The 24710-nt window shown below is 65.2% G+C and carries 28 protein-coding genes; 7 read left to right on the top strand and 21 right to left on the bottom strand.

The genetic code is table 11. The annotated features are described in order from the left end of the window. Positions 1 to 15 precede the first annotated feature (15 nt). Complete coding sequence (locus HYG77_RS12190; protein WP_109326488.1) at positions 16 to 795, top strand: CbtA family protein; 780 nt, start codon at positions 16 to 18, stop codon at positions 793 to 795. Between the two features lie 16 nt (positions 796 to 811). On the opposite strand, the gene HYG77_RS12195 is transcribed toward HYG77_RS12190, so the two are convergent. Next, positions 812 to 1753 carry a DUF5996 family protein gene (locus HYG77_RS12195; protein WP_109326487.1) on the bottom strand — a complete coding sequence of 314 codons (942 nt, stop codon included), beginning with the start codon at positions 1751 to 1753 and terminating at the stop codon, positions 812 to 814. A gap of 115 nt (positions 1754 to 1868) precedes the next feature. Beyond that, entirely contained in the window at positions 1869 to 2549 is a 681-nt protein-coding gene (locus HYG77_RS12200; RefSeq protein WP_109326486.1) for a DsbA family oxidoreductase, read from the bottom strand. Positions 2550 to 2792: 243 nt separating this feature from the next. On the opposite strand from HYG77_RS12200, the gene HYG77_RS12205 reads away from it, so the two are divergent. From HYG77_RS12205 to HYG77_RS12225, 5 genes are read left to right on the top strand one after another with little or no spacing between them, the layout of a single operon-like run. Beyond that, a complete protein-coding gene (locus HYG77_RS12205) occupies positions 2793 to 2987 on the top strand; it encodes a CbtB-domain containing protein (protein WP_109326485.1) in 195 nt (64 codons plus the stop codon). Between the two features lie 23 nt (positions 2988 to 3010). Further along, on the top strand, positions 3011 to 3454 hold the full coding sequence (locus HYG77_RS40660; protein WP_109326484.1) for an SH3-like domain-containing protein: 444 nt from the start codon (positions 3011 to 3013) through the stop codon (positions 3452 to 3454). Continuing rightward, on the top strand, positions 3451 to 3750 hold the full coding sequence (locus tag HYG77_RS40665; protein WP_109326481.1) for an SH3-like domain-containing protein: 300 nt from the start codon (positions 3451 to 3453) through the stop codon (positions 3748 to 3750). The genes HYG77_RS40660 and HYG77_RS40665 overlap by 4 nt, the downstream gene beginning before the upstream one ends. Then, positions 3747 to 4430, top strand: coding sequence for a thiocyanate hydrolase subunit gamma (scnC, locus tag HYG77_RS12220; RefSeq protein WP_109326480.1), 684 nt, complete (start codon positions 3747 to 3749; stop codon positions 4428 to 4430). The genes HYG77_RS40665 and scnC overlap by 4 nt, the downstream gene beginning before the upstream one ends. Further along, positions 4427 to 4762, top strand: a complete 336-nt coding sequence (locus tag HYG77_RS12225; protein WP_109326479.1) for an SH3-like domain-containing protein — start codon at positions 4427 to 4429, stop codon at positions 4760 to 4762. Before scnC ends, HYG77_RS12225 begins: the two co-directional genes overlap by 4 nt. Before the next feature lie 6 nt (positions 4763 to 4768). On the opposite strand, the gene HYG77_RS12230 is transcribed toward HYG77_RS12225, so the two are convergent. Together HYG77_RS12230 and HYG77_RS12235 are read right to left on the bottom strand one after the other, a co-directional pair. Further along, the gene (locus HYG77_RS12230) at positions 4769 to 5206 is read right to left on the bottom strand and encodes an OsmC family protein (RefSeq protein ID WP_109326478.1); all 438 of its coding nucleotides are present in this window, start codon (positions 5204 to 5206) and stop codon (positions 4769 to 4771) included. Positions 5207 to 5242: 36 nt separating this feature from the next. Then, the gene (locus HYG77_RS12235; protein ID WP_109326477.1) at positions 5243 to 6193 is read right to left on the bottom strand and encodes a YafY family protein; all 951 of its coding nucleotides are present in this window, start codon (positions 6191 to 6193) and stop codon (positions 5243 to 5245) included. 37 nt (positions 6194 to 6230) lie between these two features. Between HYG77_RS12235 and HYG77_RS12240 the strand changes: the two genes are divergently transcribed. Next, positions 6231 to 6836, top strand: coding sequence for a TIGR03086 family metal-binding protein (locus HYG77_RS12240; RefSeq protein WP_208962792.1), 606 nt, complete (start codon positions 6231 to 6233; stop codon positions 6834 to 6836). 64 nt (positions 6837 to 6900) lie between these two features. Here HYG77_RS12240 and HYG77_RS12245 read toward each other — a convergent pair whose 3' ends face one another. The 17 genes from HYG77_RS12245 to HYG77_RS12325 form a co-directional block, all read right to left on the bottom strand. Then, entirely contained in the window at positions 6901 to 9438 is a 2538-nt protein-coding gene (locus HYG77_RS12245; RefSeq protein WP_109326470.1) for an ATP-dependent Clp protease ATP-binding subunit, read from the bottom strand. Between the two features lie 958 nt (positions 9439 to 10396). Beyond that, on the bottom strand, positions 10397 to 10750 hold the full coding sequence (locus HYG77_RS12250; RefSeq protein ID WP_109326469.1) for an Lsr2 family protein: 354 nt from the start codon (positions 10748 to 10750) through the stop codon (positions 10397 to 10399). 139 nt (positions 10751 to 10889) lie between these two features. Continuing rightward, positions 10890 to 12401 (bottom strand): lysine--tRNA ligase, encoded by a 1512-nt coding sequence (gene lysS, locus HYG77_RS12255; protein WP_109326468.1) that lies wholly within the window; start codon positions 12399 to 12401, stop codon positions 10890 to 10892. Between the two features lie 69 nt (positions 12402 to 12470). Further along, complete coding sequence (locus HYG77_RS12260) at positions 12471 to 12893, bottom strand: rhodanese-like domain-containing protein (RefSeq protein WP_208962793.1); 423 nt, start codon at positions 12891 to 12893, stop codon at positions 12471 to 12473. Next, positions 12890 to 13423 (bottom strand): cysteine dioxygenase family protein, encoded by a 534-nt coding sequence (locus tag HYG77_RS12265; protein ID WP_208962794.1) that lies wholly within the window; start codon positions 13421 to 13423, stop codon positions 12890 to 12892. Before HYG77_RS12265 ends, HYG77_RS12260 begins: the two co-directional genes overlap by 4 nt. Before the next feature lie 121 nt (positions 13424 to 13544). Beyond that, on the bottom strand, positions 13545 to 14363 hold the full coding sequence (locus HYG77_RS12270) for a type III pantothenate kinase (RefSeq protein WP_109326464.1): 819 nt from the start codon (positions 14361 to 14363) through the stop codon (positions 13545 to 13547). A 3-nt stretch (positions 14364 to 14366) separates the two neighbouring features. Further along, positions 14367 to 14813, bottom strand: a complete 447-nt coding sequence (gene panD, locus HYG77_RS12275) for an aspartate 1-decarboxylase (RefSeq protein ID WP_109326463.1) — start codon at positions 14811 to 14813, stop codon at positions 14367 to 14369. A 44-nt stretch (positions 14814 to 14857) separates the two neighbouring features. Beyond that, positions 14858 to 15796 (bottom strand): pantoate--beta-alanine ligase, encoded by a 939-nt coding sequence (gene panC / locus HYG77_RS12280; protein ID WP_109334834.1) that lies wholly within the window; start codon positions 15794 to 15796, stop codon positions 14858 to 14860. Between the two features lie 5 nt (positions 15797 to 15801). Beyond that, positions 15802 to 16728, bottom strand: coding sequence for a DUF2520 domain-containing protein (locus HYG77_RS12285; RefSeq protein ID WP_109326462.1), 927 nt, complete (start codon positions 16726 to 16728; stop codon positions 15802 to 15804). 113 nt (positions 16729 to 16841) lie between these two features. Continuing rightward, positions 16842 to 17861, bottom strand: coding sequence for a DUF6779 domain-containing protein (locus HYG77_RS12290; protein WP_208962795.1), 1020 nt, complete (start codon positions 17859 to 17861; stop codon positions 16842 to 16844). Positions 17862 to 17933: 72 nt separating this feature from the next. Beyond that, positions 17934 to 18401 (bottom strand): DUF3180 domain-containing protein, encoded by a 468-nt coding sequence (locus tag HYG77_RS12295; protein WP_201453587.1) that lies wholly within the window; start codon positions 18399 to 18401, stop codon positions 17934 to 17936. Between the two features lie 20 nt (positions 18402 to 18421). Continuing rightward, complete coding sequence (folK, locus tag HYG77_RS12300; protein ID WP_208962796.1) at positions 18422 to 18934, bottom strand: 2-amino-4-hydroxy-6-hydroxymethyldihydropteridine diphosphokinase; 513 nt, start codon at positions 18932 to 18934, stop codon at positions 18422 to 18424. After that, on the bottom strand, positions 18931 to 19293 hold the full coding sequence (folB, locus tag HYG77_RS12305; RefSeq protein ID WP_109326456.1) for a dihydroneopterin aldolase: 363 nt from the start codon (positions 19291 to 19293) through the stop codon (positions 18931 to 18933). Before folB ends, folK begins: the two co-directional genes overlap by 4 nt. After that, positions 19286 to 20143 (bottom strand): dihydropteroate synthase, encoded by an 858-nt coding sequence (folP, locus tag HYG77_RS12310; protein ID WP_208962797.1) that lies wholly within the window; start codon positions 20141 to 20143, stop codon positions 19286 to 19288. Before folP ends, folB begins: the two co-directional genes overlap by 8 nt. Beyond that, the gene (gene folE, locus HYG77_RS12315) at positions 20140 to 20757 is read right to left on the bottom strand and encodes a GTP cyclohydrolase I FolE (RefSeq protein ID WP_109334833.1); all 618 of its coding nucleotides are present in this window, start codon (positions 20755 to 20757) and stop codon (positions 20140 to 20142) included. Before folE ends, folP begins: the two co-directional genes overlap by 4 nt. Positions 20758 to 20816: 59 nt before the next feature. After that, positions 20817 to 23096, bottom strand: a complete 2280-nt coding sequence (gene ftsH, locus HYG77_RS12320) for an ATP-dependent zinc metalloprotease FtsH (RefSeq protein ID WP_109326454.1) — start codon at positions 23094 to 23096, stop codon at positions 20817 to 20819. Between the two features lie 211 nt (positions 23097 to 23307). Next, complete coding sequence (locus HYG77_RS12325) at positions 23308 to 24651, bottom strand: amidase family protein (RefSeq protein WP_208962798.1); 1344 nt, start codon at positions 24649 to 24651, stop codon at positions 23308 to 23310. Positions 24652 to 24710 lie beyond the last annotated feature (59 nt).

Genomic DNA, 24710 nt, shown 5'->3' on the forward strand with positions numbered 1-24710 from the left:
GAGTCGTCCGCGAACATGACACTGAGCGAGTCCTTCGGGAAGTTACTGATTCGCGGTCTGCTTGCAGGGTTGATTGCCGGAATCCTCGCCGGCGGCGTGGCATTCGTCCTCGGCGAATCGCACATCGACGCCGCCATCGCGATCGAGGAAGCGGGCAGCGCCGACCACTCGCACGGGGCGGAATCGAGTGCACCGGCTGGCCATTCGCACGACGAGGAAGAAGCCCTGGTCAGTCGCAACGGACAGCGGTTCGGTCTGTTCCTCGCGACGTCACTCGCCGGACTGGCGCTCGGGGCGATATTTGCCGTCGTCGCGCACTACGCGCGCAGGGTGACCACGCTTTCGGGTCCGGTGCTCGGTATGGTGCTCGCGTCACTCGGGTGGCTGGCGATCGAAGCCGTTCCGTTCTTCAAGTACCCGGCCAATCCGCCGGCCGTCGGCGATCCCGAGACCATCACCAGTCGCACCTGGCTGTGGCTCGCCGTGGTGGTGCTGGGTCTGCTCGCCGTGGTCGCGTCGGTATTCGCGGCGAAGGCGGTAGCTGCTCAGGAATTCCTGTCGACGCGCATCGCGGCCCCGGTGGCCGCATTCCTGGTCGTGGTCACGGTCGGATATCTGATTCTGCCTACCGTCGACGAGGTGGGCGACGACTTCCCGGCCGGCCTGCTGTGGGATTTCCGCCTCGCATCCCTCGCCACCCAGGCAACCCTCTGGCTCGCTCTCGGTCTCGTGTTCGCCTTCCTCACCGAGCGTGCCAGCCGGGCGCAGGCGCCCGCGTCGGCGAACGCCGGCTGACCCGCCTTTCAGGGCGTCAACGGAATTTGTCCCATCGGGCCGGGTCCGCCTCCAGGGCGGCCCGGTCCCAGCCACCCAGTTCGGCAGCCGCGTCGTAGGTGCTGTGCAGGAACGTCAGCAGTGCCAGATCCGGATCGTCTGCAGTTCGCACGGCCTCATACGGCAGCAAGAATTGCCGGAACTCTCCGCTGTAGAGGGCTCCGTCGGGCCCGACCGGGTAGTCGGCGAAGCCATCCGGTTCCGGGTAGGCGTACGCATAGAACGCGCCTTCGGCGCCACCACCGGGCCAGAAACCGCAGCTGCTCAGCTCGTGCGAGTAGCCCTCGACCATCACCCAGTCTCCGCAGTTCGGCGCTCCCCCAGGGTGAGTGGGCGCGGTTTTCCCGGAGAACCGGGTGCAGGCCAGGTCGAGCGCACCCCAAAAAAAGTGCACGGGACTGACCTTACCGATGAAATGCGAACGGAACTCGTGCAACACCCGGTCCGCCTGCACGAGCTGTCGCCAAAACCGGTACACCGACTCACCGTCGTACGAGCAGTGTTGGGTGTCCTCCGCGAACGGGACGGCTGGGTTCACCTCGTTGGGCCGGGCCCGAATGGTGGTCGCCACACCCAGTTCGGCCAGCGTGTCCATCGTCTCTGTGTAGAAGTCGGCCACCGACTTCGGTTCGAGGGCAACCGTCCCGCTGCCGCCCGTGCTCGTGCGGATCACCAGTCGATGGTCGGCGAAGTCGAATTCGATATCGAAGCAGTCGGTGCCGTACGGGACTGTCGACGTCGTGAGACCGCGGGGGCTGACGTACAGCGGGACCTGCCACCAGTGGTTGATCAACGGTGCGTGGGCCAAGCGGATCTTCCCGACTATCTGCGTCCACATGTGCAGGGTGTCCCGTGTCGAGGTCCAGTCCTCCACTTTCAACGCAGCCCATGTGTCTCTGGATCGTGTCTGCTCGCGCACAGTGCCTCCCTGCCGATGACGTGCATTTCAATGTGCTCTTCGGCCAAGGCGATGGCAAGCGCGTCGCACCGACACCCGGGTAGGGGCGGACCCCACTGCGCGGACACCGGAGTCGTCAGTCCACCGACGCTGCGCTCGCCTGTGTCAGCAGCTGAAGAAACACATCTTTCGGTTGAGCACCCGACACCGCGATTCGGCGGTCTGCGACGAAGAACGGCACCGCCGATACCTGCAACTGTCGTGCAGTGTCGAGGTCGGCGCGTACGGCATCCGCGCCGACGTCGGAGTCCAGCTGCTTCCGCACGACATCAGGGTCGAGACCGGTACTCGATGCGATGTCGACCAGAACCGCCCGATCGTCGATCACCGCGCCCTCACGGAAGTGCGCGCGGAACAGCGCCTCCACCACCGCGTCGCGCGAGTCGCCCGCGAGGTGAATCAGACGGTGCGCGTCGAACGTGTTGGCGGCGATCACGGTGTCGAAGTCAAGCCTGAGCCCTTCCTCTGCGGCAGTACGCGACACGTGTTCGAACATCTGACGCACCTGTTCTGCGGGCAGACCTTTGCTCTGTACGAGGGCGTCGAGCTCGCTGCGACGCTCCCCTGCCGGTGTTTCCGGCGACAGCTGATACGCCCGCCACGTCACCCGCACCCGCACCCGCACCCGCTCACGCTCCTCGAAGTCCGAGAGGGCATCGAGGAAGCGGTGCCTGCCGATGTAACACCACGGGCACGCCACGTCCGACCAGATTTCGATCTCGATGGTACGAGCGGAGTCGTCGAGTTGTGTCGTCACAGTTCGGAAAACAGTTCGAAGCCGCTTTCTGTTCCGTGACGTCGACCTCAGAAGTTGGGTTTGTCTTGGTCCGCCGCGCCGCATTTGCGCACCCGGGATTCGGCCCGCCGGGACAGTAGTCGGTCTTCGGTACCGGGAGTAACGTCGAAACGGTCGTGCCGCTGATCGAGGGGCGCTCGCCGCAATGCCCGGATGATCGGCAGTGGACGTAGTTCTCGAACCCGCACTCATTCAGGGGAAATCATGGTGTACGTCGCTTCGCCGGGCAGGACTGTCGAAACTCTCGGAGTCGTGTCGATGACCGTCGGAGTCGTCCTTCTTTCCCTCCTCATGCTCTACCTGGTCGGGTTCGACCAGGGCGTGATCTCTCGAAGTGGCATGTACCTGCACGAACTGATGCACGACGGACGCCACCTACTGGGACTTCCCTGCCACTAGTTCCACCAGGACCGGAGCCGGAGATGAACCCTAGAGCGGAATTCGAAGCACAGGCCAATCGCGTAGCCGAATTCACACCAGTCCACCACGCCGAAATGGATTCGCCCTATTACCTTTCCAACGCTGCCTTCGACGCGTTACGGCATGTTCTACACGATGTCGGCGGCCAGCCCGCTCTTCCCGTTCCGTACGAGGAGAAGGTGGAAGAAGACTGGGAGATGCGCACCTACGTCACTTGTGAATGCCTCGGATGGCGGGGTGTGTGGAATTCGGAAGAGCGCCGTCGTGCCGAGAACGACCTGGGTGCAACGCTCTATTTCGGTCTGCCGTACTACGCCCGGTGGATCACGGTGGCGGCCAAGACACTGATCAACAAAGGCCTCATCACCCCTGACGAACTCTCCGCGAAGATCGACGAGGTTCGCCGGCGGTCGAGTGACCAACGAGCAGGTGGGAGTCCGTCGTGAGTAAGTTCCGGATCGGCGATCGGGTCACCGTCCGGGACGCGACGTCGATGTTCCACACCAGAACTCAAGCGTTCATCCGCGGGCACACCGGCGTGATCGTCGAATATCGACCGGAATGGGTGATACCCGAAGACGAGGCGTGGGGAAGGGTGGACGACGGACGAACGGAACCGTTCTATGTAGTGCGTTTCAAGCAGACCGACCTGTGGCCTCGCTACACCGGCTTCGACGTCGACACTTTGGAAACCGAATGCTCCGAGCGCTGGCTCGAGCTTGCAGGGGAGGCTGAGACATGACGCATTCGCACGACGACCACACCCCGATCCAAGCGTCGGAAGAGATCAGCGAATTCGAGATCCTCGAAACGGCGATCCGCGAACTGTCCATCGAGCACGGCCTGTTCTCCCATGAGGACCATCGCAGATTCTCGGAGTGGGCCGAATCCGTCGGGCCCTCCGGAGGGTCCAAGCTCGTCGCCAAGGCATGGGTCGACCCGGAATTCAAGAAGCGGCTGTTGGCCGACGGAACCGAGACGTGCAAGGAAGTCGGAATCGACTGGCGCGATCCGACCGGGTCCGGGACACCGAGCGACTACACCTACTTCTATGTGCTGGAAAACACGCCGAAGGTGCACAACGTCATCGTTTGCACGCTGTGTTCCTGCTACCCGCGGCCCGTTCTGGGCATGTCACCCGATTGGTACCGCACGCCCAACTACCGGCGCCGGATGGTCCGCTGGCCCCGGGAAGTCATAGCAGAGTTCGGCTTGCACTTTCCGCCCGATGTGGAAGTGCGCGTCCACGACTCGAATCAGAAGTCCCGGTTCATGGTGATGCCGATGCGGCCGTCCGGAACCGAGGATTGGAGTGAAGAGCAACTCGCATCGATCGTTACCCGCGACACCATGATCGGGGTCGCAGTACCTCAGGTGGACTGGACGGCGACCACGCCACCCTCGGTTGGAGGCCCACAGTGATGACTGAAAGAGGCTACGAAGTACTCCTGAACACGTTGACACCCTCCACGACCCGTGACGATGCCACGCTTCCCGACCTCGACCGTAAACCCGACCCCTGGGAATCGAGAATGCAGGCCACGGCTGAATGCCTGTCCTGGCGTGGCGCCTTCGACAATCTCGAGAGGCGCCACACCGAGGACGAGCTGGGCGAGACCGTCTACCGCGACTTCCCGGTCCGCAGCCGCTCCGTCATCGCGACTGCCCATGCGCTGATGGACAGGGGCGTGATCAGTCAAGAGGAGCTGCAGGCCAAGATGGAAGAGATCCGCGCCCGATTCAACCGGCAGTGACGCGGCTCAGGACTCGAGGGCCGCGTCGAGCGTGATCTCGACACCAGTCAACGCCTTGCTGACAGGACACGACTCCTTGGCCGCCTGTGCGGCTTTGGCGAACCCGTCGGCGTCCAGGCCTTCCACTTCACCTCGCACGGTGAGAAGGATGCCGGTCAGCTTGAAACCCGGAGTGTCCGGACCCAGGGACACATCGGCTTTCACCTCGAGACTCTGCGGAGTTCCGCCTGCCTCCGCGATCAGCGCGGACAACTGCATCGCGAAGCAGGACGAGTGCGCTGCGGCGATCAACTCTTCGGGGCTGGTGGTTCCGTCCGCGTTGTCGGCCGCTCGCTTGGGGAACGACACGTCGAACGTGGCAACTCCCGAGCTGGTGAGTTCGACTTGCCCCCCTCCCTGTTCGAGCGTTCCGTTCCAGGCGGTGCGTGCGGTACGTGTCGGCATGCCGATCCTCTCGTGTGACGTCAGTTCTCCTCGAACCTACTCGTACCGTGCGAGCATCCGCATCGCTCTGGACCGCAGTTCTGTCCGCAGATCCGGAGGTTCCAGGACCTCGACATCGTCGCCCATCGCCCAGAGCACACCGTGCGCATGGGCACGGTCGCCGAACACCACCTCGACGCGAACCCGACTACGGTCGAACACGGACTGGGAGCGCACACCGAACACCCGTTCCACGAGATCGTCCCGGCGGGCCACACGCACGAGTACGTCCGCGACGACCGGTTCCGTTCTCGCCCGGAACGCTGCGCGGCGACGCTGCCAGATGGCGGCGAGGTCGATGTCGGCCGGCCGGTGCGCAGGTTCCTCCAGTTCCACTGCCTCCTCGATGCGCTCGAGTCGGTACATCCTCTCCCTGCCGGCATCCATGGCGACGAGGTACCACCGTCCGGACGCGTAAATGAGTCCCAGCGGGTCGACAATTCTCCGGACCGCCGCCGCGCCTCTCGACGCGTACAGAATGCTCAGGCGACGTCCGACGAACACGGCCTGCTGGATCAGGCCGAGATATTCGTCGGCTTGGTCCGGGTCCGACAACCAGGTTCCTTGAGTGACGAAAATTCGTTCGGCAACCTTGGTGGCCGCTGCGCGGTGTGCGTCGGGCATCGCCGCCACCACCTTGCGCATCGCCGACGCAAAGGCCGGAGCCATGCCCAGTGACTGCGAGGTGGCGGCGGAACCGGCCGCCAGCAGAGCCTTCGCCTCGTCGAGGGTCAGACCGGTGAGGTCCGTCGTGAATCCGGGGAGCAGTTCGAAGCCGCCGTCCCGGCCACGCTCGGCATACACCGGTATCCCCGCCGACGACAGAGCGTCGATGTCACGCAGCACGGTACGCGGTGATACCTCGAGCTCGCGGGCGAGCGCCGACGCCGACATCCGACCACGGTTTCGGAGCAGCAGCACCAGCGACAGCAGACGGTCGGCACGCATGGGAAAAGTCTCGCAGAAATACATGACAGGAGATGTCATGTTTCGCGGCGATAGTTGCCGCATGACGACACAGACCACCGATCCCCGTCCCCTCTACCGCGAGGCACTCGCCTGGACAACCGGCCTCATCGACAAGGTCAGCGAAGACCAGCTGGCGGCGTCCACCCCGTGCGCCGACTTCGACGTCCGCACCCTTCTCGGCCATCTGGTGGCCACCGTGGAACGTGCCCGGGTCATCGGCGAAGGCGGGGATCCGGGCACGATCCCCCTCGTCGTCACCGAATTCTCCGACGGGGACTACGCAGCCGCCTATCGGTCCGCGATCGAACGGATGTGGCCGGCCTGGGGCGACGACCGGTTGGACGCCGACGTTCGAGCGCCGTGGGAGACGGTGCCCGGCCGTGCGGCCGTGTGGGGATACATCAACGAGACACTGGTCCACGGCTGGGACATCGCTGTCGCCACCGGTCAGCACTCCGAAGCTCGGCCCGCGCTCGCCGAAGCGGCGCTCGCCGTCGCCCGCCAGGCGATTCCGGCCGAAGTCCGCGGTGGACAGGTTCCATTCGCCGAAGTGGTCGATCCCCAGCCTGCCGCGGGCCCGACCGAGCGCCTGGCCAACTGGTCCGGACGCAAGAGCTTCTGACGCCGCATGCGACGAACGGGCCGCCGGTGGAAATCCACCGGCGGCCCGTTCGTGTGATAGTTACCTACTCCGAGTCGGACGCGCCCGACTTGGCCAGGTCGATCGGAACCTCATCGGGCACCGTGACCGGCTTGGTCTCGCCACGGAACGTGAACTTCGCGTCCTCGCCCGCACCCTCGCCGTCCCAGTTCTCGACGTCGACGTACACGATCTGACCGGGGCCGACCTCGCCGAAGAGGATCTTCTCCGACAGCTGGTCCTCGATCTCGCGCTGGATGGTGCGACGCAGCGGCCGTGCACCCAGGACCGGATCGAAGCCACGCTTGGCCAGAAGCGACTTGGCCTTGTCGGTGACCGCCATGGTCATATCCTTGTTCTTCAGCGCCACCTCGACGCGTGCCACCATCAGGTCCACCATCTTGACGATCTGCTCGGTGGTGAGCTGGTGGAAGACGACGATGTCGTCGATGCGGTTGAGGAACTCGGGCCGGAAGTGCTTCTTCAGCTCGTCGTTGACCTTGAGCTTCATCCGCTCGTAGTTCGACTCGTCGCCCTTGCCCGACGTGAATCCGAGGCCCACCGCCTTGGAGATGTCCGAGGTTCCGAGGTTCGACGTGAAGATGAGCACCGTGTTCTTGAAGTCCACGGTCCGGCCCTGGCCGTCGGTGAGACGGCCGTCTTCGAGCACCTGCAGGAGGGTGTTGTAGATCTCCTGGTGTGCCTTCTCGATCTCGTCGAACAGCACCACGCTGAATGGCTTGCGGCGCACCTTTTCGGTGAGCTGGCCGCCCTCTTCGTAACCGACGTAGCCGGGAGGGGCACCGAACAGCCGCGACGCGGTGAAGCGGTCATGGAACTCACCCATGTCGATCTGGATGAGAGCGTCGTCCTCGCCGAACAGGAAGTTGGCGAGAGACTTGGCCAGCTCGGTCTTACCGACACCGGACGGGCCGGCGAAGATGAACGAACCGGACGGACGCTTCGGATCCTTCAGGCCGGCGCGGGTACGACGGATCGCCTTGGCGACAGCCTTGACCGCGTCTTCCTGACCGATGATCCGCTTGTGCAGCTCCTCCTCCATGCGGAGCAGACGCGTGGTCTCCTCCTCGGTGAGCTTGAACACGGGGATGCCGGTCCAGTTGCCCAGAACCTCGGCGATCTGCTCGTCGTCGACCTCGGCGATGACGTCCAGGTCACCGGAACGCCACTGCTTCTCCCGCTCCGCGCGCTGCGCGACGAGGGTCTTCTCCTTGTCCCGCAGGTTCGCGGCCTTCTCGAAGTCCTGCGCGTCGATCGCAGATTCCTTCTCACGGCGGGCATCGGCGATCTTGTCGTCGAATTCGCGCAGGTCCGGCGGTGCGGTCATCCGGCGGATACGCATCCGGGCTCCGGCCTCGTCGATGAGGTCGATCGCCTTGTCCGGCAGGAAGCGGTCGTTGATGTAGCGGTCGGCCAGCGTGGCGGCAGCAACGAGTGCACCATCCGTGATGGACACGCGGTGATGCGCCTCGTAGCGGTCGCGAAGACCCTTCAGGATCTCGATGGTGTGTTCCACTGTCGGCTCGCCGACCTGCACCGGCTGGAACCGGCGCTCGAGTGCGGCGTCCTTCTCGATGTACTTGCGGTACTCGTCGAGGGTGGTGGCACCGATGGTCTGCAGTTCACCGCGAGCGAGCTTGGGCTTGAGGATCGAGGCCGCGTCGATGGCGCCCTCGGCCGCGCCGGCACCCACGAGGGTGTGCAGCTCGTCGATGAACAGGATGATGTCGCCGCGGGTGTTGATCTCCTTGAGGACCTTCTTCAGGCGTTCCTCGAAGTCACCGCGGTAGCGGCTGCCGGCCACGAGCGACCCGAGGTCGAGCGTGTACAGCTGCTTGTCCTTGAGCGTCTCGGGGACCTCGCCGTTGACGATGGCCTGGGCCAGACCTTCCACGACGGCGGTCTTACCGACACCGGGCTCGCCGATCAGCACGGGGTTGTTCTTGGTACGGCGCGACAGCACCTGCATGACACGCTCGATTTCCTTCGAGCGGCCGATGACGGGGTCGAGCTTGCCTTCGAGGGCTGCCTGGGTGAGGTTGCGACCGAACTGGTCGAGCACCAGCGACGTCGACGGGGTGCCCGCCTCGCCGCGAGTGCCGCCCGCTTCGGCCGGCTCCTTGCCCTGGTAACCGGACAGCAGCTGGATGACCTGCTGGCGCACGCGATTGAGATCGGCACCGAGCTTGACCAGCACCTGCGCCGCGACACCTTCACCCTCGCGGATGAGGCCGAGCAGGATGTGCTCCGTACCGATGTAGTTGTGTCCGAGCTGCAGCGCCTCGCGCAGGCTGAGCTCCAGGACCTTTTTGGCACGCGGGGTGAAGGGGATGTGGCCGGACGGGGCCTGCTGGCCCTGGCCGATGATCTCCTCGACCTGGCTGCGCACTCCTTCGAGGGAGATGCCCAACGACTCCAGCGACTTGGCAGCGACACCTTCGCCCTCGTGAATGAGGCCGAGCAGGATGTGCTCCGTACCGATGTAGTTGTGGTTGAGCATCCTGGCTTCTTCTTGAGCCAGGACAACAACGCGCCGTGCGCGATCGGTGAACCTCTCGAACATCGCTCTCCCTCACACTTTCCGACGAGCAGTCACGAGACCGGGTGTCTCGTCCCTGTTCGCCGCGTTTCGCTCCGGCACAACAAGCAGATCGCCACCGCCTGCTCGAACGCCTCAGCCCTGAATTGGCCTCAGCCCTGAACCGACGAAGGTTCCACGACCCCATCTCATACTCTAGTTGGCTGCCGATCGACCTGCTGCCCCTCCACCCCTTTAGGTGAGCGGGCGAGCCTGCTTATCGTATTCAACGCCCCAGCTCCGGCATTCGTTTCGCTTCCCTGTACGCCTGGAGCGAACAGGGACGGCGAGGCCGACGAGGCCACCGTTTCGTAGCCGCCGGGGTGGGCTCGAACAGATACTTCTGTCCAGTTGTTCGTCGCAAGGACGTTGCCGGATGGGTCGACCACAGTTCCCACAGCTGTCGCGAAGTCCGCGACCCGCACGCAGTCGTTTCCGTCGCAGCGTTGCCGCACGAACAGAAAGCCTGCCAGTCCGGCCTGTCCCGACAGGGTATGTCGATGACCTGTGTGTTCGCCACCCACTCCCTGCCGACGCAGTCCCCCGACACGACTGAGGGCAGAGCAGATCCTGCGGCGCCTCGAGGACGCATCCGAAAGCTCGCAGGAAACCGGCGGTGGCGATGGGGCCGGAAAGTCGCGTCCGGCGACACGGCCGGAGGTCGGCGAGCACACGAGGGTTCAGGTCGGTGTGGGCGAGAGCATCTGTGTTGTCGCTTCGCGCAGCACACTGGACAGGGAAGATTCCGCTCCCGGAAGGGGCTGTTACACCGAGGTCGGTCCTCTGTCGGCCTACAGCCCGAACGCCAGGAACAGAATTGCCGAATCCGCACGCAACGAGGCGTGGCCAGTCCACATTAACCGATTATCCGATCAGTCGTGGACCGTAACAGCCGAGAAGGCTCCCGGGGACCGATTCAGCGAATTCTGTTCCCAGCCGACATTCAGTTCGCTTTGTTGTACGCGTCGATAATTTCGGCGGAGATCCGTCCGCGTGCAGAAACCTTTTTGTTGTTCTTGCGCGCCCATTCACGGATGGCGGCGCTCTGTTCCCGGTCGACAGAAACGCGGGACTTGGTAGCGGCCGGGGCTGCCGCCACGGTCTTGCCACGCTTGCGCGAACTGACCTTTCGGGCATGCGAAACCCACACGTCGAGCTGCTCGCGCAATTTAGCCGCATTCTCCGAGGAAAGGTCGATCTCGTACTGGACACCGTCGAGTCCGAACTCGACGGTCTCATCAGCAGATGCCTCTTGATCGACATCGTCGATCAGGGTGACGGTAACCTTCTTGGCCATGGGATGAATTTCCTCTCGAATGAAGCGAACGTGTCATCGTCAACGCGAGCTACTACCCGGAGGTAACCATACCCTTGATTCGTCGTCTCGGAATACAGAGAATGGACTTATCTTATTTGCACGATTTCGTCGAGGTGAATCAGCGGGACGAGGGGCGAACAATGGGAAAGAGGATTGTTTCCCGGATTCCCAATCCCGTCAATGCCATGAGCAGTCGATCGATTCCCATTCCGGTACCGGTGGTGGGAGGCATTCCCTGCTCCATCGCGGCGAGGAACTCCTCGTCGAGGACCATCGCCTCGTCGTCACCGGCCGAGGCCAGCCGGGCCTGATCGACGAAACGCTCACGCTGAATCACCGGATCGACCAATTCCGAATAGCCGGTGGCCAACTCGAAGCCGCGCACGTATAGGTCCCACTTCTCCGTGATTCCCGGTTCGGTCCGGTGGTCCCGTGTGAGCGGAGACGTCTCGACCGGGAAGTTCCGAACGAATGTGGGCTCGTACAACTGGTCGCCGCACTGGTGCTCCCATAGTTCTTCCACTAGCTTTCCGTGCCCGTACCCCTTGTCCTTGGGTACCTCGAGGCCTACCTTCTGAGCGAGCGCAAGCAATTCGTCGACGGTGGTCGCGGGGGTCACCTCGACACCGATCGCCTGTGACAGCGACGGGTACATCTCGAGGGTCTTCCATTCGCCACCGAAGTCGTATTCGGTGCCGTCCGCAAGTGTCACCACGGTCGACCCGAAAGCCGCCTCGGCGACTTCCTGAACCAGTTCACGGATCATGACGGCGGAATCGTCGTACGTGCCGTAGGCCTCGTAGGTCTCGAGCATCGCGAATTCCGGCGAATGGGTGGAATCGACGCCCTCGTTCCGGAAATTGCGATTGATTTCGAAAACCTTCTCGATACCGCCGACGACGCACCTCTTCAGGAACAGTTCCGGCGCAATACGCAGATAGAGGTCGATGTCGAGGGCATTGGAATGAGTGACGAAGGGCCGGGCCGCGGCGCCACCGTGGAGCGTCTGCAACATCGGTGTCTCGACCTCGAGGAATCCGCGGCGTTCGAGACCATTGCGCAGTTCTCGTACTACGGCCACCCGCTTGCGCGCATTCTCGCGCGCCTCCGCTCGCACGATCAGGTCGGCGTAACGCTGCCGGACGCGCGATTCCTCGCTCATCTCCTTGTGCGCTACCGGCAACGGACGAAGCGACTTCGCGGCGATCTGCCACGAATCGGCCATCACGCTCAACTCGCCACGACGGGAGCTGATCACCTCACCGTGGACGAACACGAAATCACCGAGATCGACATCGGCCTTCCAGGACGCGAGCGCATCCTCCCCGACAGAGGCGAGGCTGATCATCGCCTGCAGCTGGGTGCCGTCGCCTTCCTGCAGCGTCGCGAAGCACAACTTGCCCGTGTTGCGGACGAAGATGACACGACCCGCGACACCGACCACGTCACCTGTCGTGGTGTCGGGCGCCAGCTCCGGGTACTTCGCGCGGATCTCCGACAGCGTGTGGGTGCGCGCAACCGACACCGGGTACGCCTCGCGCCCCTCCGCGAGGATCCGCGCACGCTTCTCCTGACGGATCCGGAGCTGCTCGGGGGTGTCGTCGACTGGCTGGTCTGCTGCTTCACTCACGGGTCACCAGCCTAATCGACCGCCCGCGGCGCCCCTATTCAGGAGTCTTCGGGCGTCGGCCGGCTTCGGTCAATGGGCCGAAACGGTGGCCAGCTCGCGCGTGCAGTGCCGCGAGCCGATGAGCGCTCCCAGAAGTCCCGCCGCCTTGATCGCTTTGTACCCGCCGACGAGGTCGGTCGCCTTGTGCAGGCCAAGTTGTTGCAATGACGCGGCAGCGAGACTCGACGTGTAGCCCTCGGAGCAGACGATGATCCACTCCACATCGTGGTTGACTGCCAATGCCAGGTGCGCCGAGCTGGTGGGGTCGAGGCGCCACTCGAGCACGTTCCGTTCGATGGCCAGAGCGCCGGGCAGTGTGCCTTCGACGGCCCGCTGCGCCTGTGGTCGGATATCCACGACGATCGCACCGCGCGCCACCGCCTCGGGCAGCTCGAACGCGTACATCCGGTCGATCTGCGTGCGAGCCTCTTCGAGCATCTGATCGATGGTCATTTCGAACCGCCCTCGGGGAGATCGGTGAGTTCACTGCGGGTGCGGCGCAGGGTGCCGTGCTCGGTGACCTCGTAGTAGGACATGGCCGTCAGCGGCGGCGAGTAGGCGTGCACGCTGAGAGTCGGCGTCGAAACACTCGCTCCGGGCACGTCCTGGGCTCGCACGACGTCGTGAACCCATCCGAGCGGGAAGGAAGCCTGATCGCCTGCTTCCAACGTCCGGTGACGCAGGCGGTCACCCGCCCAGCGGAACTCGGAGAGGGCCCCACTGAGAACGGTGAGCGCCCCGAAAGAGCCTGCGTGGTCGTGCAATTCGGTGTTTCGATCCGGAACCCAGCTGATCAGCCAGACATCGATGTCGTCATCGCTGTACAGCCGCGAGGACCAGCGTTCATCGGCCGGCCATCGATGTGGGAGGAGGTTGTCGTGCCGGCCGTCGAGGACCTCGGCAGCACCTTGATCGGTGATGCGCAGCAGATCGGCCGGACGAAGACGGGTGGGTACAGCTGCAGAAGAATAGGTTGCGAGCACGAGAGAGACTCCAGAAGTGTGAATTGGTCAAGGCAGCGTTCAGCCTCGACAACACTCCTGAGCACGCGCGCAGCGATTCACGCCGACCATTGTGGCACATCTTCCGGGCGGACGGAACCCGTCAGTCGAGCGGACTCCGACGGGACGCCCCACGACGGGCCTGATTCCGCTCGTACACCAGCCGCAGGCCTTCGAGGGTGAGGTCCGGTTCGTGCTCGTCGATGGTCTCCGTCTCGGGCATGATCAGCGGCGCGCGATCACCGGTCGCGATCACCACCACATCGGAGCCCGCGAAGGCCGGCAGCTCCTTGCGGACCCGACGTACCAAACCGTCGACGAGACCCGCGAAACCGAACACCGCACCCGACTGCATGCATTCGACGGTGTTCTTGCCGACTACCGAGCGGGGGCGGAGCAGCTCCACCTTGCGCAACGCCGCCGACTGCGACGCCAGTGCGTCCGACGAAATCTCGAGCCCGGGGGCGATAGCCCCACCGAGGAACTCGCCCTTACCCGACACGACGTCGACACAGGTGGACGTGCCGAAATCGACGACGATGCACGGCGCCCCGTACAGATGGTGCGCCGCAAGACTGTTGACTATCCGGTCGGCGCCGACTTCCTTCGGGTTGTCCACGAGCAGTGGGACACCGGTTCGGACTCCCGGTTCCACCAGCACGTGCGGAACGTGACCCCAGTACCGCGTCAACATCACCCGAATCTCCCGCAACACGGACGGGACCGTCGACAACGCGGCCACACCGGTGATCTGGTCGACGTGTACGCCGAGCAGTCCGCGGAAGATCAGCGCCAGCTCATCTGCCGTCATCCTCTGGTCGGTACGCATCCGCCAGTCCTGCACCAGCTTCGAGTGTTCGCCGGATCCGGTGAACAGCCCGAGAACGATGTTCGTGTTCCGGACGTCGACGGTAAGAAGCACCGGTTACACCAGGCTGGATTCACGCTCGGCGTCGAGCGACCCGAGCATGCGGGGAGTGATGAGGCCGGAACCTTCCGGTGCGTGCGCCGGGTCGCTGCCGAGCTCGATGGGCTTGTTGACTGCATCGACGAAGACGACGTGCGGCTGGTAGTCCCGCACCTCCTCCTCGTTCATGACTCCGTACGCAATGAGGATGACGAGGTGACCAGGCTTGACCAGATGTGCTGCCGCCCCGTTGATTCCGATCACACCACTACCGCGTGCGCCGGCGATGACATAGGTCTCGAGCCGCGCACCGTTGTCGATGTCGACGATGCACACCTGCTCCCCTTCGAGAAGGTCGGCGGCGTCCATCAGATCCTGGTCCACCGTGACCGAACCGACGTAGTGGAGATCGGCGTGCGTCACGGTGGCGCGGTGGATCTTCGACTTCATCATGGTGCGAAACATGTTCTGGTCCTTACTCTTCCACAGACGGAAGATTCGACGCTTTTCTATCGGGAGGTGAGCTCTTCGGAGACCGCCGTGCCGGACGGCGGTTCCGTTGCACGTTCGAGAAAACCGGTGCCGACCGCGACCCCGACGTTGTCGATCAGCCGGGTGGACCCCACCCGGGCGGCGACGAGCAGGCGACCGTCCCCCCGTTCGGGAGCGGGACCGAGATCGACGCCCCGCACTTCGAGGTAGTCGACATCTACTTCGGGCGCCGACGCCAGCACCTCACGGGCGGTGGCGACAATCGCTTCGGCTCCGCCGGCAGCGGCATGGGCGCCGGCGATGAGAGCCGCGGACAACGTTGTCGCCGCAGCACGCTGTTCCTCGTCGAGGTACCGGTTACGTGAGGACAACGCCAAACCGTCGTGCTCGCGGACCGTCGGCACGCCCAGGATCCTGACGTCGAAGTCGAGGTCGGTGACCATCTGCCGGATCAGCGTGAGCTGCTGGTAGTCCTTCTCACCGAAGTACGCAACGTGCGGCGCGGCAATCTGGAGCAGCTTGGCAACGACGGTCAGCATGCCCGCGAAATGCGTCGGCCTGGCCGCTCCTTCGAGTTCGGCGCCGAGCGGGCCCGGGTGGATCATGGTCCGCTGACCGGCCGGGTACATCGCGGCCGCAGTGGGCACGAATGCCAATTCGACCCCGGCCTCTCGCAGCAACTCGAGGTCGGCATCGAGCGTGCGCGGATAAGAATCGAGATCTTCCCCGGCGCCGAACTGCAGTGGGTTGACGAAGATCGACACGATCACCACCGCGCCCGTCAACTTGGCCTGCCGCACCAACTCCAGGTGTCCGGCATGGAGGGCTCCCATGGTCGGCACCAGTGCGACCTGCCGACCGACGCCCCGAAGCGCCTTCGAGACCCTGGTCAGGACCTTGGGGTCGTGGTGCACGGTGAGTTCCCCGCGCTTGTATCCGCCTTGCAGTTCGCTCACGGAACTCACCTCCGCTCTTCCAGGATGTCGAGTAGTTCAGGTGTAGCGCCTGCCCGCTGGGCCGACCGAAGCGACAACGCCCGGTACCCCGCGGCGATCCGAGGATCGACCTCTTCGAGTACCCGCAGGTGCGTGGCCACAGCTTCCGAATCTCCCCGTGCCACCGGACCGGTGAGGGCGGCCGGGCCGCGGCGGAGCGCGTTGTCGAGGGCAGCGGACAACAGGGGTTGGAGAACTCGTTCCGCAACGCCGTTCGGCTCGTTGCCGATCAGCTCCTGCCCCAGGAGCTCCTGCCCTTCGAGCGCGACACGCAGGGCGGCGACGGCGTCGACGACCAGCGTGACCAGGTGATTACTGCCGTGCGCGAGAGCCGCGTGGTAGAGCGGTCGCATGTCCTCGCGAACCCGCACCGGCTCGCCGCCGATCTCCAGCACCAGCGACTGCGCGATGGCATAACCGATGTCGTCGGCCGCGGTGAGCCCGAAACATGCCGACGCGAGGCGTACGGTGTCCTCGTCGTGACCGGTGAATGTCATAGCCGGATGAATCGCGAGGGGAACCACGCCCTGCCGGGCAAGGGGATCGAGGATGCCGATGCCGTTGGCCCCCGAGGTGTGGGCGACGATCGTGCGATTCGGCACCGCATCGGTGGAGGCCAGCCCCGCCACCAGCGAAGCGAGTTCCGCGTCGGGAACGGCCAGAATCAGCAGCTCGGAGCGGGCAGCGACATCGGCAACCGGGAGAATTTCCGTGTCGGGCAGACGGGTGCGCGCTCGATGACGGGACACGTCGGACACCGCCGAACAGGCAACAACGACGTGACCTGCCCGCTCGAGCGCCGCCCCGATAGCTGTACCGACCCGGCCGGCGGAGACAATTCCTACCGACAATCGCGCAGGCGCAGGGCCATTAGTGATCCCGAAAGAGGTCACCTTCGTCCTCTCGTTCGTTCCAGTCCCGCTCGGCGGGTACCAGACGTTCTCGAGTGAGAATAGCCCGCTTCCAGTTCACCCCGCCATGCGCCGGCGAAGTGATCTGTGCCTCATTACTCGGCTTCGCGACGCCGTCGACGTCCGGTGCCCTGCGCAGTGCCCGCCGTCGTATGCATGTTGGCCATGATCTCGGCCACGGACAAACCACTCGCGTGTGCGCCGGTAGGTTCGTCGTCCTCGGATGCCCGTCGACGAGCACGCCGCGACCCCGGCACCGGCTCGGGCTCGTCCTGAGCTTCTACCTCCGGTTGAGGTGCCGCCTCCGGCTCTTTCTCGGGCTCGGTCTCCGGCTGCGCTTCTACCTCCGGCTGGGCTTCCGCCTCCGGCTCTTGCTCCGGCTGGGCTTCCGCCTCCGGCTCTTGCTCCGGCTGGGCTTCCGACTCGGGCTGGGCCTCGGGCTCCGGCTCGACCTCGATTTCCGCCTCCGCGTAGCCCCGGTTATCGGGGGCGACGATGGAGGTCTCGGCGGTGACCGGCTCGTCGTCGGGATTCGCGAAGTGGTGTTGCGGCCCGCCGCTCTGCTGCCCCTGGTGACCGGAGTGTCCCGCCCCGGGGATATAGAGTCCGGACGCCGCCGGTTGGTAGCTGCTGTACGACCCGCCCGCGAGTTCCTGAACCCGCGTGGAGTCGGCACGCAGCGCGATCCTTTCGGTCGGCATGGCGCCGTCGAACAATGCTTCGAGGCTCTTCCGCAGCGAAGACAGCTCGGCCCGTAGAGCCGCAAGTTCCTCGGCGTCGGCGCGCACCTCGCTGCGTACCCGCTTCTCGACGGTCAGCTCGTATTCACGCCTCGCGGAGATCTCCCGTTCGAGCTGGAGCTCGTAGACGGTTTGCAGATCGTTGACCTTCGCCTTGTCGAGAGCGGACTCGCGCCGGTACTTCGTCATCGCGATAGCACCGAGAGTGGCCGCCCAGAGTGCCACGACCACGCCAACTCTCAGCAGTGGCACGCTCTCGCTGAAGATCAGGAAAAGGGACGCGACCACGGCCAGCGCGAGCAACGCCGCAACGATCATCTGGCTCGCGCTGCGCTGGTTGCGGCGCGCAGACTTGAGGCGACCAGGATTCGTCATGCTTGCCAGGGTACTTGGCCGTCAGCGGTGCACTGCGCATTCGCAGGACACGTCCGGCGATCCCCCCACGTGCTAGTGCGCCGGCTCGTCGGACGGGTCGTCCGGGGTGCGGCAACAGTGCTCCAACCACAGGGCAGCGCCGACGAGCGCCAGGGCGGCTACCAACCCGACCCAGGCACCCGGCGTGTCCGACACTGCGGCCCGCAACACCGAACGCTGTGGGAGGAGGTAGAGCAGGAAGCCGCCCCACACTCCGGCGGTCGCGGCACCGACCAACGCGGAGGCCTTGGCCAAGGCGGCAACCCGGGCTGCGGTGATCGGATGCAGCTGACGCGGACCGTCACCGACCTGGTGGTTGCTGACCCTGGACCGGACCATGAACGCGAGAATCACCTCGATCACCGCTACCGGATACAACGACGCCCCCGCGTACACGGGAATGGGCGGAAAGGAGCCGTAGAAGACCCGGACCAGAATCCAAGTGGCCGCCACGGCCAGGGCCGCCAGGAACAGCAGGTCCCAGATCCGAGTGGGCTTCATCGTGCCGGTCGGTTCCGGTTTCATCGCGACCGCCGGTTCAGGGCGAACTCCGTACGACGCACACCCTCGCGTTCACCCTCGTCAAGAGATGCCAGGAGTTCGTCGACCCGGTGCGACTCCCCTCCGACGGGCAGGACTGCGTCGGGATCTGCGTCGAGCCACGGGATGAGGACGAAGGCGCGTTCGTGCGCCCTCGGATGCGGCAGGGTCAGGTGGGGATCGTCACTACGGACGCCGTCGCAGACGATGACGTCGACATCCAACGTCCGCGGGCCCCATCGCTGCGTCCGTACGCGGTCCGCGGCCGCCTCGATCTGCTGTCCCCGTCGCAACCATCCGGCGGCGTCGAGGGCCGGATCATCTACCACCAGCACCGCATTGAGAAAGTCCTGCTGCTCGACCCCGCCCCACGGCGCGGTCGAATACACCGGCGAGACCGCCACCACACTGTTTCCCAGCGCATCCAGAACGGATTGCAGGTGGGCGACGCTGTCGCCGACGTTCGACCCGATGGACAGCACGGCGCGGCTCATGGCCGTGACCTGTGCGCAACGACCGCCACGTCCGCGAAGGTCAACGGAATCGGCGCGGACGGCTTGTGCAGCACCACCTCGGTGCGTTGCACGCGAGGATCCGTCATGACCCCGTCGGCGATCTCTGCGGCCACGGTCTCGATCAGGTCCCGGGACGGCCCGGCGACGATCGCCGCGGCCCGCTCCGCCAGTCCGCCGTAGTCCAGAGTGTCCTCGAGAGCGTCCGACGCTGCCGCCGGCGCGAGATCGATCCACACGGTGATGTCGACGTAGAAGTCCTGGCCGTCCCGCTTCTCGTGCTCGAAGACTCCGTGATTACCGCGAACCTTCAACCCGCGCAATTCGATTCGGTCACTCACCGGCGACGCCACCTCGTGCCCACGCCTCGGCCACCGCGATGGCGTCGAGCGAACCCTGCGCGTCGTGCACCCGCACACCCCACGCTCCGTACGTGGCGGCGAGTGCTGAGACGACCGCGGTCGCGACCTCGCGTCCCGCCGGTGGCCGACTCGTGCCGTCGGGTTCCGCCAGCAGCGAACCCAGGAATCTCTTGCGCGAGGCACCGATGAGGACGGGGAATCCCAGGGCGGTGAACTCCGGCAATGCTTTGAGAAGCGCCCAGTTGTGGGCGGCATTCTTCGCGAAGCCGAGTCCCGGGTCCAGCACCAGCGAACTCGCCGAGACACCGGCTTCGACCGCTAGGTCCACCTGTGTCATCAGTTCGTCTCGAACCTCACGCACCACGTCTTCGTAATGGTCCGCGTTGCCTCGGTGAACGTAATCACCGGCCGATCGCCAGTGCATCAGGATCCACGGAACACCAGCGTCTGCCACGACGGATGCCATCTTCGCGTCAGCGCGCCCTCCGGCGACATCGTTGACGATGGAGGCGCCCGCCTCGATTGCCACTTCGGCGACGGAGGCTCGCATCGTGTCGACGCTGACGCAGATGCCCTCGGCTACCAAATCTGCGATGACCGGAGCCACACGCCCCGCCTCTACCTCGGGGGCGACCCGCGCCGACCCCGGACGAGTCGATTCGCCGCCCACATCGACGATGTCCACCCCGAGACGCTTCAGTTCCAGTCCGCGAGCCAGGGCCGCGTCTCGATCCAGGAACCGACCCCCGTCCGAAAACGAATCGGTGGTGACGTTGAGGACACCCATCACCACGGTCCGGCCGGGCGAGGGCAGCTCGATTGCGGTCACTTGCGCAGAATAAGGTCCAGAGCCTCGGAACGTGAGGCCGCGCTGGACTGGAGAAGTCCCCGCACCGCCGAGGTGGTGGTGCTGGCTCCCGGCTTGCGGATGCCCCGCATCGCCATACACAGATGCTCGGCCTCGATGACGACGATCGCTCCGCGCGGATCGAGTTTGCGCATCACGGCATCGGCGATCTGACTGGTCAGGCGCTCCTGGACCTGCGGACGCTTGGCATACAGGTCGACCACGCGAGCCAGTTTCGACAGACCCGTCACCTTGCCGGTCGTCCCGGGGATGTAACCGACATGGGCGACCCCGTGGAAGGAGACGAGATGATGCTCACACGTCGAGTACAGCGGAATGTCGCGAACGAGCACCAGTTCCTGGTGGCCCTCGTCGAATGTGGTGTTCAAGACACTGTCGGGGTCGGTGTAGAGGCCTGCGAAGACCTCGCGATACGACCGGGCAACCCGGGCAGGAGTGTCCATGAGGCCAGGCCGGTCCGGATCTTCGCCGATCGCGATCAGCAACTCGCGCACAGCAGCTTCAGCCCGGGGCTGATCGAACACCCGTCCCGTTTCGAGTGCCACGGGTTCACTATCGAGATGATCTACCGACAACCGAAACTCCTCCACTATCGGGAACGTGTGTCCCGAAACATCAGCCTAGTTCGCGCAGATCAGTTCGATCCGTCCGGTCCTCGCCAGGGCCGCGTCTGCGGATCCTCGTCCCCGCTGGGACGCTGCTCGTGCGGAGGGTTCCACTCGTTGCCCGGGTTCGGGGTGCCGGAGTACCGGCCTTCCTGGCCCTGCGCACCCGAATCACGCGGCGGCCATCCCGGAGCCGACCATCCCGCGGGTGCGCCGTAGTCCGGGCGCGGCTGTGCGATCCCGCCCTGCGGTCGCGAGGGGCCCGGCTGCGGGTATCCATTTGCCGGGGCCGCCGGCTGCGGGTACTGCTGCTGCGGCTGGGCTTGCTGCGACGACTGCTGATGAGCGAACACCGGCTCCGGCTGGTGCTGGGGCAAGGGCTCGCCGCGCTCGACCGCAAGCTCCCTCGGGGTCTTGACGGGCGGCTTGTCGGAGGGCGTCCGGTGGCCGAAGTCGTTGAATGCCGTGATGCGCGGACGCTTCTCCACGCTGTGGAAGATCTTCTCGAGGTCCTTACGGGTGAGAGTCTCACGCTCGAGAAGCTCGGTGGCCAGGATGTCGAGGACGTCCCGGTACTCGTTGAGAATGGCCCACGCCTCGGTGTGCGCCGCCTCGATGAGGTTTCGGACCTCTTCGTCGATCTCCCGCGCGACCTCGTGCGAATAGTCGGACTGCTGACCCATCGACCGGCCGAGGAACGGGTCGCCGCCCTCCTGTCCGTAACGGACCGCACCCAGCTTGGCGCTCATGCCGTACTCGGTGACCATCGAGCGGGCGATCTTCGTCGCCATGTCGATGTCGGAAGACGCGCCGGTGGTCGGCTCGTGGAACACCAATTCCTCGGCGGCACGGCCACCCATCGCCATCACGAGTCGGGCAATCATCTCGGACCGCGTCATCAGGCCCTTGTCGTCCTCGGGAACCGTCATCGCGTGACCGCCGGTGCGGCCGCGAGCGAGGATGGTGACCTTGTAGACGGGTTCGATGTCGGGCATTGCCCACGCGGCCAGCGTGTGCCCACCCTCGTGGTACGCGGTGATCTTCTTCTCGTGCTCGCTGATGATGCGGCTCTTGCGGCGGGGACCGCCGACCACGCGATCGACCGACTCCTCGAGAGCGGCCTCGGTGATGACCGTCCCGTTCTCGCGGGCGGTGAGCAACGCGGCCTCGTTGATGACGTTGGCGAGGTCGGCACCCGACATTCCGACGGTGCGCTTGGCCAGACCTTCGAGGTCGGCATGCTGATCGATCGGCTTGCCCTGCGAATGGACCTTGAGAATCGCGCGGCGACCGGCGAGGTCGGGAGCACCGACCGGGATCTGGCGGTCGAAACGTCCGGGACGCAGCAGCGCAGGATCGAGGATGTCGGGGCGGTTGGTGGCGGCGATGAGAATGACGCCGGTCCGATCGCCGAATCCGTCCATCTCCACCAGCAACTGGTTGAGGGTCTGCTCGCGTTCGTCGTGGCCACCGCCCAGACCCGCACCGCGCTGCCTGCCCACGGCGTCGATCTCGTCGACGAAGATGATGCACGGGCTGTTCTGCTTGGCCTGCTCGAACATGTCGCGGACACGGGAGGCGCCGACACCGACGAACATCTCGACGAAATCCGAGCCGGAAATTGTGAAGAACGGGACGCCGGCCTCGCCTGCGACCGCACGGGCGAGGAGGGTTTTACCGGTTCCGGGAGGCCCGTACAGCAGCACACCGCGCGGGATCTTCGCGCCCAGCGACTGGTAGCGCATCGGGTTCTGCAGGAAGTCCTTGATCTCGTACAGCTCTTCGACCGCTTCGTCGGCACCCGCGACGTCGGCGAAGGTCGTCTTCGGCATGTCTTTGTTCAGCTGCTTGGCCTTCGACTTGCCGAAGCCCATCACGCCGCCGCGGCCGCCGCCCTGCATTCGGCTCATCACGAAGAAGAAGATGCCCAGCAGAATCACCATCGGCAGCACGAACAGCAGGATCGATGTGAGCCAGCTCTCCTGCGTGACCGTGGTGTTGTAGCTCGCCAGGCCCTTGTCGGAGATCTCGGTGAAGATCTGCTCCGATGCCGCCTCGGGATACTTCGCGAGGATCTCGGTCTCACCGCCGGTGGCGTCGTTGCCGTCCTTGAGCCACAGGCGCAGCTGCTGCTCGCGGTCGTCGATCTGCGCCTTCTCGACGTTGTTCGCGTCGAGTTGCGCGATGGCCACGGACGTATCGACACCCTTGAATCCGCGCGTGTCGTTGCCGAAGTAGCTGAAGGCATAGATCACCAGCAGGATGCCGGCAACTATCGCCAGGTTACGAAACACTGTCTTACGGTTCATACAGGTCGGCCGAAGTGGCCGGTCCTTTCGAGAGTGCGGGTCTACCGAGTGCGCCTTCCGGCTGCCAACCGGACAATCCAGGTTACCGCGACGGCACGCCGGCGACTCCAGGTAGCAGCCAACCGCCCGTGGGGACGGTATCTCTACGTCAACGCATGCGACCGCCCCCAGGTTCCCTCAACCCCGTCGGCGCGCGGACCATTGCCGTCGTTCACCGTGCAGGCGCCACTCTCGGCCAGGCTGCGACACGTTCGATGTGGGCGGCGAGTGCCAGAATGCGTGCCTCGCCTCCCGGTGGCGCGGCGATCTGCACCGCGAGCGGGGTGCCCGACTGCGGATGCGTGCCCACCGGGACGCTTGCCGCCGGCCACCCGACGAGGTTCCAGAGCGCCGTGAACGGGGCGTACCGGACGTTGGCGACGATATTCGACGTCCAGGATCGCTCGCTCCAGGCCGCGGCGGCCAGCGGTGGCTGGGCGAGTGTGGGCGTGATCACGACGTCGTAGTCCGCGAAGAAGGCGAACATCGTCTGCTCGAGCCGGACTACCTGCTGTGAACGGACCACTCGTCGGAGCCCTCGGCCGACGGCCACGTGTCGCCGGGTGCGGCGCTGCAGTTGCCGAAAGTCGAGTCCATCCGCGTCGGCTGCCGTTCCGGCAGTCCACCGGGCGAGGACGGGGAGAAGGTTCACCGGGTACGGCAGCTTCGCCGCCTCAACGCGATGGCCGGAGCCGGCCAGTTCCGTGCCGGCCCGCTCGGTTGCCGCCCGCCAGTGCGGATCCACGACGGACAGGTGGGTCGGAGACCCGGGCGCCACTGCGATCCGCAGGGGTGCGGGCTCTGCGAGTTGCGCTAGTTCCGGTCGATCCGCCAGTACGGACAGCATCAAGGCGGCATCAGCCACCGTCGTCGCCAGCGGGCCGTTCTCCGCCATGCCGAACCAGGACGTCGCACCGAGTTCCGAGGGCACCACCCCACGACCCGGTTTGATACCGAACACGCCGCAATTCGCGGCCGGGATGCGTATGGAACCCAGACCGTCGGTCCCGTGGGCGACCGGGACCATTCCGGCAGCGACCGCCGCAGCCGATCCCCCGGACGAGCCACCGCACGTGCGCGAGAGGTTCCATGGATTGCGGGTGATGACGCCGGGAGCGTCCGTCGTGCCCCACACGGCAAGTTCGGGAAGGGCGGTCAGCCCGACCACGACGGCTCCCGCTGCTCGCAGCCTGGCCACGACAGAATGGTCGGAGGCCTTCGGCTCGGCGCTCGTCGCGCGCGATCCTTCTCTCATCGGCTGGCCGGCGACCGGAATGTCGTCCTTGATCGCGACAGGCACGCCCGCAAGCGGCAGCGAGGACAGATCGGCACGATGGGTGAGGGCGAGAGCGTCGGCGCGGGCCTGCTCGGCGAGGACGCTGGCGAAGGCGCGAATCTTCGGGTCTCGTTCCGCGATGACGGCCAAGGCCGACTCCACGGCCTCGACCGGACTCGACATGCCGGAGCGCACACGGTCGGCGATGCCGATGGCCGAGGAGAGCGGGTGATCGCCCATCATTCGAGTATAGGTTTCAGCGACTCGATCATTTCGACTATTCGCGCTGGATACGGTAG

This window comes from Rhodococcus sp. ZPP, assembly GCF_017656075.1.
GTDB lineage: Bacteria > Actinomycetota > Actinomycetes > Mycobacteriales > Mycobacteriaceae > Rhodococcus_F > Rhodococcus_F oxybenzonivorans.